Source organism: Kouleothrix sp. 19917, assembly GCF_057073505.1.
The window spans coordinates 828,185-838,519 of the sequence record NZ_CP097099.1 but is presented as its reverse complement, the minus strand read 5'-3'; the positions used below and the strand labels follow the sequence as shown (position 1 = coordinate 838,519).

Sequence of the window (10,335 nt, the reverse complement as noted above, 5' to 3'; positions counted from 1 at the left end):
CTACACCAGCATAAGTTACTTTTTGCTTGCAGGGCATTCGTGCTGCCAGATGAATGGGCTAGGCGCAGCAAAGGTGCGGGGCTTTGTCACCTCGCACCTTCGCTTTTTCGTTGCAGCGTCCGGCTTGGCCGCGCGATTTAGCAGGAAGCGGTTTTAGCCATTCACGATCATATAATCAACCTGGAAAGGCAGCGGGGCGCCCCAATCAACGCGAACGCTCAGGTTAAAGTACCCAAAGTGTGGCGCCACGCTTTCTACCCGAATTGGCGCAGCCCCAATGATACGCTGGCCGCCATTAAGCTCGGAGACCGAGATGAAAATCTTGCTGGTCGAAAGCACCCGCCAGTCATTGATGCGCCCGACGCCGTACCCGCGATATGGGTTGAATGTCACCCGCCCCGTGTGCAAGGCACTGCTCGGCACAAAGTTCGGATTTGCCGCGCCATCAGCGCCCGCAGCGGGCTTGGCAGGGAGCGCATCCTGCGATGCAATCTCAAGGCCCGATGCTTCACTGCCATCAGCCGTTGCTGTCGCCTCGGGATTAGCTGGGGCAACAGTGGGCTGCGGCCCGCTGGGGGCTGCGTAAGATGGGCGCACCGCGATAGCGAGGGAAAGCAGGAGCGCGATGCTCATGGCTGTGGCGATCAGGTTCCGCTTCATGGGGTTTTCCTTTCTGACTTTGCATTATTCATTCTCCGACGCGATCACCATCAAAGCGCAGTCTTTCCTCCTTGCTATTCACATATTGCATCCCCAGGCAACACTGATGTACTGTTAGGGCAGATTGTTCGTTTCCCGAGTACTATGTGCTGCACGTCTGATGGATACACAATAGCAAGCTCTCATTCCCTTGTAGATGAAGTACTTCACACTTCTGTGCTGAGCAACACATAGATTTATTTGCGCGAAGTCTTCCGTGTTCCACAAAGTTTTCCGATCTTTACCGCTCGGTGGGTGTGGGGAAACGAAGTCAGCCGCAAATAGACCTTTTCGGCCGTTGCCACCACTGTGGTTCTGCCAACGGCTGAAAAGGGAACTCGTTGGAAGGCTGAAAGACCATGCTCCTCAATCTGTAAAGCGTATTGTTACCAGGCCGAAAGTTATCTATGAATTACTTCATCGAGCATATATAAACGGGGTGGTATGCTTACCCCTGACACGAGCATACGAGAGTTGAGTGCTTGAGCTATAACAAGAGGTCGTTTATGCACAGCCGCGCCCTGGATCGGCACGCCATTCTGGCCGAAGCAAAGATTTTTCAATCCCTCGATGCCGAGCAGCGGCAGAAGATTGGCGCGATCACACACGAGCAGCATTTCGTCGCCGGCAAAACGATCTTCGAGCAGGGCGATGACGGCGATTGCCTGTATATCATTGTGGAAGGCTATGTGCGGATCTACTTGCTGAGCCCGGATGGCCGCGAGCTTACTGTGCGGGTGTATGGGCGCGGCGATACCTTTGGCGAGTTTGCTGTCCTCGACGGGAAGCAGCGCTCGGCTGGCGCGATTACGCTTGGCCCGGTTGTCGCGCTCGTGATCTATCGCGATGCGTTCCGCGAGCTGCTGCGCAATAATTTCGATCTGGTTGAGCGCGTGCTCGAAGAACTAACCGAACGCCTGCGCTTTACCACCCGCTTTGGGCAAAACCTGGCGTTTCTCGATGCGGCCGGGCGCGTCGCCGCTGCGCTTTCGGAGCTTGTGCATCGCCAGGCGAACCATGCCGTGCCAGTGCGGCTTACGATTACCCAACAGTCGCTGGCCAGCTACGCCGGCATTACCCGCGAATGGACAAATAAAGCCCTGGGTGAATTCGCTACCCTGGGTTTGCTGCGCTCGGAGCGCGGGGCAATTATTGTGCTCGATACCGCCCGCATTCATAGCTGGTCGGATCTCTAAGCCGACAACCAACGAAGGACGACCAACGACCGACGATTGCAGTACAGGTGAAGCTTGTCTTCGTCCCAGCAGCAGGGTTCGCGCAAATAGTCCAAGCATGGCTGCAAACACTATTGGCATCGACGCAAACTCTATCGGCATCGACGCAAACTCTATCGGCATCGACGCAAACTCTATCGGCATCGACGCAAACTCTATCGGCATCGACGCAAACTCTATCGGCATCGACGCAAACTCTATCGGCATCGACGCAAACTCTATCGGCATCGACGCAAACTCTATCGGCATCGACGCAAACTCTATCGGCATCGACGCAAACATTCCAAGCATGCACGCAAACATTCCAAGCATGCACGCAAACATTCCAAGCATGCACGCCAACGCTATTGGCACGTATGTACACCAAGCAGTTTGTGGCAACGCTTGTTACATGCAATAGTACTTTGTGTTCAGAAGCATCTGTGCCTTTCGCACCATCGCAGACAGGACGATCGCGCGATTGGCACAGGCCCACAGTCAGGCTATTCTAACGGTGGCATTTGCCAATGTGATATTGAAACCTGATCTCAAAGGAAGCGTGAACACCATGGCACAACGTCGTAGTAAACCACTTCCCCCAAGTATGATCGACAGCGATCGTATGGTTCTGCGGGCGCTCAGGCTGCTGCCCGATTACGCACCCGCTAATCGTGAGCTAAGCAAGGAATCGCTGCAAGCCAAAGACGCCGCACTGGCAGCGGCCGAAGAGCGTGAATTTCAGCTTGAAATGGAGCTGGCCGCCGCGCGCAGCACCCGCGCCGCGCTCGGCTGGGAGCTGCACGACGCCGTATTGCTGGCGAAGGCAGCCGTTACCAGCCAGTACGGATCGAATTCCGACGCCATTGCATCGCTGGGCCTGAAGAAGAAAGGCGAGTACCGCCGGCCCGTCCGGCGTACATCTACTGAGTCCACCGAATAACAAATCGCTTTCCTGCTGCCCTCGGCACCAGCGCCGCGCATATGCGCGGCGCTGGTTATTTGTTGGGCGCAAGCATAGCTATGCGCGCCTGCTGGGCACTGCGCAATAGCAACCATCCCGCTACGATATTAGCTGCCTTTTGTCACCAATACCGTTGGCTGCGCATTCTACAATCGTGCTGCTACAACACCTCAGTTTGCATCGCACCGTATTGCCAGCACACGTGTTCCCGCCGTCAAGTCTGCCGTTCGCATCGCCAAAATATTTGCCTTGATCCACTGCGCAATTCCAAGTGAGGTTTTCGGCCAGTGAAAGGCCTTGTTGCGCATCGCAATCCCGATCCCTAACCTCCAACCTCTAATTCCTGCGCGTTCACGCGCACCAGCCTGTTGAGTACGTCGTTGTGTTTTGCTAAACGCTCATTAGTACAAGGACGATTTCATGGCCGCAGCTAAGCACCCATCAGCCCCCGGGAATAACGACACAAAGCAAGAAACGACGCCTGCCTCACTATCAGCGCCACTGCGTCAAATGCTCAGGCTGCTCGTGTGTTTTGCACTTGCAGCAGCAATGCTGCCATTCACGCAGTCGGCCTATGCAGCGAGTATCACCGTCACCACCACCGCCGACACACTCGATGCGGCAGGCACCTGCCCCGCGGTTACGCTCGCCTTGCTGCCCGGCCCCGATGGGCAAACCAGCCTGCGCGAGGCCGTCTGCGCCGCTAACTCAAACGCCGGCGCCGACACGATCACATTCAGTGTCAATGGCACCTTTGCACTCACAGGCGCCGCCAACGAAGATAATGGTGGCACTGGCGACCTGGACGTCAAGCAGAGCCTGGCAGTTCAGGGCAATGGCATCAGCAACACAATCCTCGACGGGAATGGCATCGAGCGGCTCTTCGATGTGTTTCCCTCGGCTGCCAGCACCTTCGACCTGTCGAACCTGACGCTCCAGAATGGCGATACGCGCACCCCCACGTTCAAGGAAGGCGGCGCGCTCTATCTGCATAACAACGTCACCTCGACATTCAACAGCATTCAGGTAATCAACAACTTCTCGGGTGCGAATGGTGCGATCGAGAATCGTGGCGCGCTGACGATCAGCAACAGCACGATTGCGAACAACCAGACGCTTCCCGCCTCTGGCACGGTCGTTGGTGGCGGCATGCACAACGCCGGCACACTCTCGATCGATACCACAACGATCGCTAACAACACCGTGCGCGGCGAGGGCGGCGGTATTGCCACTTCCACCGGGGTGGCAACCGTGGTCACCATCACCAACAGCACCATTTCGGGCAACACCGCCAGCATCACTGGCGGCGGGAATGGTAACGGTGGCGCGATCTCGACCACCGGCAACCAGGGCACGATCACCATCACTAACAGCACTATTTCGGGCAACCTTGCCGACAACAACGGCGGCGGGGCGTATTTCATAACGACGGGCGGCGGCACCGGCAATGCAACGCTGAACAATGTCACCGTCACCAACAACACCGCCGATAACGACAACAATGGCAGCGGCGCGGGTGGCGGCATCGCCCAGAACACTGCGGCTGTCACGCTGCGCAACACGATCGTGGCGGGCAACTTCAATTCCACTGCCGCTACACGCGACGACATCAGCGGCGCGATGGTGGCGTCCAGCTCGTACAATCTGGTTGGTGATGGAACTGGCTCCACCGGCATCACCAATGGCGTGAACAATAACCAGCTTGGTTCGGGTGCCAGCCCGATCGATCCGCTGCTTGGCCCGCTGGCGAACAACACCGGGCCGACCTTAACGCACGCGCTGCTCACTGGCAGCCCGGCGCTCGATAGCGCGAACAATGCCACCTGCGCCGCAACCGACCAGCGCGGCATTGCCCGGCCAGTTGGCGGTGTGTGCGACAGAGGCTCGTTCGAGTTTCAGGCGGCTGCGCCCACGAACACGCCCACCAATACTCCCACGAATACGCCCACGAATACGCCCACCAATACTCCAACGAACACGCCCACGAATACGCCCACCAATACACCAACGAACACTCCAACCAATACACCAACGAATACACCTACACCGACGGCTACGCCCTGCCCATTCGGCTATAGTGTAAGTTTCGCTGCCGCCGTCAATTACACGACTGGAACGGGCGCGTTTACGCCTAAGGCGATCGATCTTGACGGCAACGGTACGCTTGATATGGCAGTAGCCAACTTATTAAGCAGCACGATCAGTATTCTGGGCGGCAATCCGAACGGCACCTTCGCCTCCGCCACCAACTACGCTGTTGGAACCAACCCGTACTCATTTGATTATGGCGACTTCAACGGCGATAGCAAACTGGATCTCGCTGTTGCCAATTCCAACAGCAATAATGTAAGTATTCTGCTGGGCAATGGCAACGGCTCGTTCCAGAGTGCTGTTAACTATCCAGCGGGTGGCGGCAACCCCGACTCAGTGGCAGTGGGTGATTACAACAATGATGGCAAGCTCGACCTCGCCACTGCAAACTTCAGCAGCAATACCACAAGTATCCTGCTGGGAAATGGCGACGGCACATTTCAGAGTGCCGTTACCTACTCCGCGGGACCAAATCCCTTCACGGTGATCACGCGTGACTTCAATATCGATGGCAAGCTCGACCTTGCTGTTGCCGACCGAGGTGGCTTCACGGTCGCCATTCTGCTCGGCAATGGCAACGGCACCTTCCAGAATGCAGTTTTCTATACGGTTGGAACACTGCCGTATTCAGTGGCTGCGGGCGATTTCAACGCTGACGGCAAGCTCGACCTGGCCGCCGTAAACTATAACAGCAACAACGTAAGTATTCTGTTGGGCAATAACGATGGCACCTTCGCGAGCGCGGTCAACTATGCGGCCGGCAATAACCCTGATGCAATCGCACTAGGTGACTTTAACAACGATAGCCGAATCGATGTGGTCGTCACGAACCAGATTGCAAATACGGCCAGCATTCTATTAGGAAACGGCGACGGTACACTCCAGGCTGCGCTTGCTTTCTCAACAGGCTCTGCTCCAGCCGGGGTAACTGTGGGCGACTTCAACCAGGACGGCAGGCTCGACTTCGGTACCGCAAACTATACCAGTGGCAATGTCGGCATCCGGCTGAACACCGGCAGCTGCAACACGCCTACAAACACGCCAACGAATACACCCACCAACACCCCCACCAATACGCCAACCAACACACCCACCAATACGCCAACGAACACACCGACGAATACACCCACCAACACACCCACCAATACGCCGACGCCGAGTAATACGCCAACGCCAACCGATACCCCCACAAATACACCAACTGACACAGCAACAAGCACTGCAACCAACACGCCGACCGACACCGCGACGCCAACCGACACCGCGACGCCGACCGACACCGCGACGCCGACCGACACGCCACTTCCCTCAGCAAGCGAACCCCGCGCCTACTTGCCAATGGTCGAACTGCCGACCTTCGCAGACCTGGCGATCGTGAGCGTGACCCTGAACCCCGAGAAAAGCACATTTGCCGCGGGCGAGCCAGTGCTGATAACGGTGGTGATTGAGAATCAGGGCACTGGCACGGCCGAACCATTCTGGGTTGATTTGTATCTCAATCCATCGGTAACACCAGCGTTGAACGTGCCGTGGAATACCGCCTGCTCACTCGATCCCTGCTTTGGCATTGCGTGGTCGGTGCCGCAGCTTGCACCCGGGCAACGTGTGACGCTCACCTCCACGGTGCAAAGCTATGGGCTGGGCTACTCCAACTGGCGCGGCTTCTTCGCTGCCGGCACCACCGACCTGTATGTGCTGGCCGATAGCTTTAACCCGGGCAGATCGAGCGGCGCGTCGGGGGATGTCGACCGCAGCAATAACCTGTTCCACCTGGGTGGGCTGGTAGTGACGGGCACGACGCCGCGCAGCACCGGCTACACTTTGGGCGGCACGCAGTTTCGCCCGCGCGCAGCGCGATGATGCGCCTGACCTATACCTAAAGGCACAACGATTGAGCCGCAGAGGACACAGAGATCACCGGGCAGGAAACCATACTCAGTGCTATCCATGCGCTCTGTGGCTCAACTGAATCTGCGCTTCGCAGCACTCAGCTTCCAGGAAGCTCAAGCTAGTTGTATTTTGATCTGATTGCCAGAATAGCTTCCTGGGAGCTTACCGATAAGAACTTACTTTCCAGAATACTATAGCGGTTTGGCGAGAAACGCATTGTAGAGCAGAAACACAACTGCTTCCTGCATCCTGCCGACTGCAAACTGATAAAAGGAGGATCTATGGTTCGCCATGTGCGATTGAAAACACTTTTTGGAGCCAGCGTAGTGCTTTGCACAGCGCTTGTGCTCTTTCACGCATCGCCAGCTCGAAACGCCGCCGCGCAGCCAGCCCGGCCAACCATTCCACCAACCGCCACGCCGCGCCCCACCAGCAACGCGGCGCAGGGTAATAGCGATGCAACGCCCATTCCTGCCGGGCGCATCACCGGCACCGTGATCGACGAAAGCACGGGCGCGCCCGCGCCAAATATTCGCGTAGAGGTGGGCGACACCACCGTGCAAAGCGACGCAAACGGCAACTATGATCGCCAGCCATTAGCAGCGGGCCGCTACCGCGTGGCGCTGGCGGGCGGGCAAGGCACGCCCTCGCAAGATCCAATTGACATCGAGCTGGCGTCTGGCGCGACGGTTGTACAACACCTTTTCTTCCGCAGCCAGCCAATCGCCACGCCGCAAAGCCCGGGCGAACAGCCTGCTACGGCAGCCCAGCCGCCTACGCACTTGCCACAAACCGGCGGCGCGCCCGATTGGGCGGCTTCCTTGCTGGCCGCAGCGGCTGGCGCCTTCTTCGCCGGGCTGTGGCTTGTGCGCACAGCACGCCGCACCCGAGCGCGCTCATGCAATTCCAAAGAGGTTTTATAGTGGTTTTGCAGAACACTTGACCACTCACTATTCTGGAAAATAAATTCCCTCGTACTCAGCTTCCAGGAAGCTCAGACCAGTCTTGCTTCAACCTGATACTCAGATAAGCTTCCTGCAAGCTTGCCCGTTGTAGAAAAGAACTTTCTTTCCAGAATACTCTTGCTTTGGCAAGAAACGCATTGGCGTATGGAAGATGCAGCTGCCGTCTGCCCCCTGCCAACTGCAAACTGCTCGGTGCAAGGAAGAGTCTCGTTGCGCATCACAATCTCCAATCCCTAACCCCCAACCCCTGCGCGTTCACGCGCACCAGCACGTTCTTGGCGAGAAGCAGGGTATACTAGGCGCGCACAGATCCTACCAGCGAAAGGGCATAGCAATGGGCGCACCAACCCTGCTTCTCAACGATGGCCACCGCATCCCGCAGATCGGCCTCGGCACATGGCCACTCAACGACACAACAATTGTTCCCGCGATCACGGCGGCGACGGCCGCTGGCTACCGTCATATCGACAGCGCGATGCGCTACGGCAACGAGCGCGGCGTTGGCACGGGCGTGCGCGACAGCGGCATTCCACGCGAGGAGATCTTCGTCACCACCAAGCTCGATGGCGAATTCCAGGGCAATGATCGCGCGCTGGCCGGGCTGGACGAATCGCTGCAACGCATGGGCTTCGACTATGTCGACCTGCTGCTCATCCACTGGCCGCTGCCTAAGCGCGACGAATACATTTCCACCTGGCACAGCTTCGAGAAGCTGGTCGACGCGGGCAAGGCGCGCTCGATTGGCGTCTCGAACTTCAAGCCCGCGCATCTCGACCGCCTGCTGGCGGCGGCGCGCATTCCGCCCGCCGTCAATCAGATCCAGCTCAATCCCTACGTCACCCGCGCCGAGCAGCGCGCCTACGACGCCGCGCACAATATCATCACCGTGGCGTGGGGGCCGCTTGGGCCAAACAGCGCGCTGCTGGCCGAACCCGTGATCACCGATCTGGCGGCGAAGTATGGCAAGACGCCCGGCCAGATCGTACTGCGCTGGCACGTCGAGCTGGGCAACGTTGCCATCCCGAAATCGGCGAACCCGCAGCGCATCGCCGAAAACATCGACGTCTTCGACTTCGCGCTGGCAAGCAACGAGGTCGAGGCAATCTCCGCGCTCGACCAGGGGCCCGGCGCTGGCGTCGATTCAGACGTTGGCGGGCATTAGCACGTCTTCAGCGCAGGTGTTGGGCTACGCCAAAGTCCCAAAATCAATCCACAGATTACGCAGATTACACAGATATGAAGGCCATAATCTGCGCAATCTGTGTAATCTGTGGATTGATGTCGTTCCCAATTCAAACACCGACATGGCCCTGCGTTGCAATCTGAACGCGCGCACACACTCCACACCATGTGTGCTATACTACGCGGCAATTAGATAGCCGAACGACGGGCGCGGGAGAGCACCGCGCGAGCGGTCGCCGAAGGAGCAAGCCGGGCATGGCCAATGCCTGCGCGAATCTCTCAGGCCCCCGAACTGCGCCCCGACGGCACTCTGGAGAGCTGCGCGCTGCGCGGCACCGACGGAGTAACCCGGCATACATTTTGAGTGCTGAATGGTGAGTTTTGCGTTGTCGCAGCGACGAACTCAAAACTGAGCACTCGCCCGGGGCATCTCTCAGGTTTGCGGACAGAGGTCAGGCACCCGGCCTGGCGCTGTTCGCTTTTTGATTCCTGAGGATTATGGAACGCTGGCGGCTGATCATCGACGCGCCCTGCGATGGCGCATGCAATATGGCCCGCGACGAAGCATTGGCCTGGGCCGGCGCGCCGCCGACGCTACGATTGTACGCCTGGCAGCCGGCCTGCCTGTCGCTTGGGCGCTTTCAGCGCAGCGGTGAGATCGACCGCGCCGCGTGCGAGCAGGCCGGCGTGGCAATTGTGCGGCGTCCTTCGGGCGGGCGGGCGCTGCTGCACGATGCCGAGCTGACCTACGCGGTGATTGCGAGCGAGCAGCATCCTTTGCTGGGCGGCAGCTCTATTCTCGCCAGCTACCGCCAGATTAGCCTGGCCTTGCTCGACGGTCTGCGGCGGCTGGGTGTTGACGCGGCGCTCACGCCCGCGCAGCGCGCCCGCCACAGCGCACAAAACGCGCCCGCGTCGGCGGCATGCTTCGACGCGCCAGCCAGCTACGAACTGACTGTTGGCGGACGCAAGCTAGTGGGCAGCGCACAAACTCGCCGCAATGGCATGCTCATTCAGCACGGCGCAATCCCGCTGGCGGGCCACGACGAGCGACTGAGCGCGCTGCTGCTGCGCCCGCCCGCCAATCTCGCCGCCAGCATGATCGCGCTGGACGAGGCGGCCGGCCGCGCCATCGGCTTCGACGAAGTGGCCGCCACGCTGATGGCTGGCTTCGGCGCCGCCTGGGATGTCGCGTTCGCGCCGGGCGCGCTCTCCGCCGATGAGGAAGCTACGGCAGAGGATCTGCGGCGCACAAAATATATGGATGAGGGCTGGACGTTTGGCCGATAGATTCGCAGTTGCAGGTTTCAGGTTGCCAAGTTGCAGGTTGCTA

The 10,335-nt window shown here is 58.8% G+C and carries 8 protein-coding genes and 2 riboswitches; of the genes, 7 read left to right on the top strand and 1 reads right to left on the bottom strand.

What is annotated here, in order from left to right; all coding sequences use genetic code 11:
- Positions 1–153 precede the first annotated feature (153 nt).
- The gene (locus tag M1P90_RS03400) at positions 154–660 is read right to left on the bottom strand and encodes a hypothetical protein (RefSeq protein WP_483701252.1); all 507 of its coding nucleotides are present in this window, start codon (positions 658–660) and stop codon (positions 154–156) included.
- 545 nt (positions 661–1,205) lie between these two features.
- On the opposite strand from M1P90_RS03400, the gene M1P90_RS03395 reads away from it, so the two are divergent.
- From M1P90_RS03395 to M1P90_RS03365, 7 genes are all read left to right on the top strand, one after another.
- Positions 1,206–1,895 carry a Crp/Fnr family transcriptional regulator gene (locus tag M1P90_RS03395; RefSeq protein ID WP_483701251.1) on the top strand — a complete coding sequence of 230 codons (690 nt, stop codon included), beginning with the start codon at positions 1,206–1,208 and terminating at the stop codon, positions 1,893–1,895.
- Positions 1,896–1,992: 97 nt separating this feature from the next.
- The gene (locus tag M1P90_RS03390) at positions 1,993–2,334 is read left to right on the top strand and encodes a hypothetical protein (protein WP_483701250.1); all 342 of its coding nucleotides are present in this window, start codon (positions 1,993–1,995) and stop codon (positions 2,332–2,334) included.
- Between the two features lie 60 nt (positions 2,335–2,394).
- Positions 2,395–2,853, top strand: a complete 459-nt coding sequence (locus M1P90_RS03385) for a hypothetical protein (RefSeq protein ID WP_483701249.1) — start codon at positions 2,395–2,397, stop codon at positions 2,851–2,853.
- Between the two features lie 570 nt (positions 2,854–3,423).
- Complete coding sequence (locus M1P90_RS03380; RefSeq protein WP_483701248.1) at positions 3,424–6,825, top strand: FG-GAP-like repeat-containing protein; 3,402 nt, start codon at positions 3,424–3,426, stop codon at positions 6,823–6,825.
- 311 nt (positions 6,826–7,136) lie between these two features.
- The gene (locus M1P90_RS03375) at positions 7,137–7,778 is read left to right on the top strand and encodes a carboxypeptidase-like regulatory domain-containing protein (protein WP_483701247.1); all 642 of its coding nucleotides are present in this window, start codon (positions 7,137–7,139) and stop codon (positions 7,776–7,778) included.
- Positions 7,779–8,154: 376 nt separating this feature from the next.
- On the top strand, positions 8,155–8,982 hold the full coding sequence (locus M1P90_RS03370; protein WP_483701246.1) for an aldo/keto reductase: 828 nt from the start codon (positions 8,155–8,157) through the stop codon (positions 8,980–8,982).
- Between the two features lie 221 nt (positions 8,983–9,203).
- Positions 9,204–9,307: riboswitch (glycine riboswitch) on the top strand.
- Positions 9,308–9,310: 3 nt separating this feature from the next.
- A riboswitch (glycine riboswitch) is annotated at positions 9,311–9,453 on the top strand.
- A gap of 47 nt (positions 9,454–9,500) precedes the next feature.
- Positions 9,501–10,292, top strand: coding sequence for a lipoate--protein ligase family protein (locus M1P90_RS03365; RefSeq protein WP_483701245.1), 792 nt, complete (start codon positions 9,501–9,503; stop codon positions 10,290–10,292).
- The last annotated feature ends 43 nt before the right edge of the window (positions 10,293–10,335 follow it).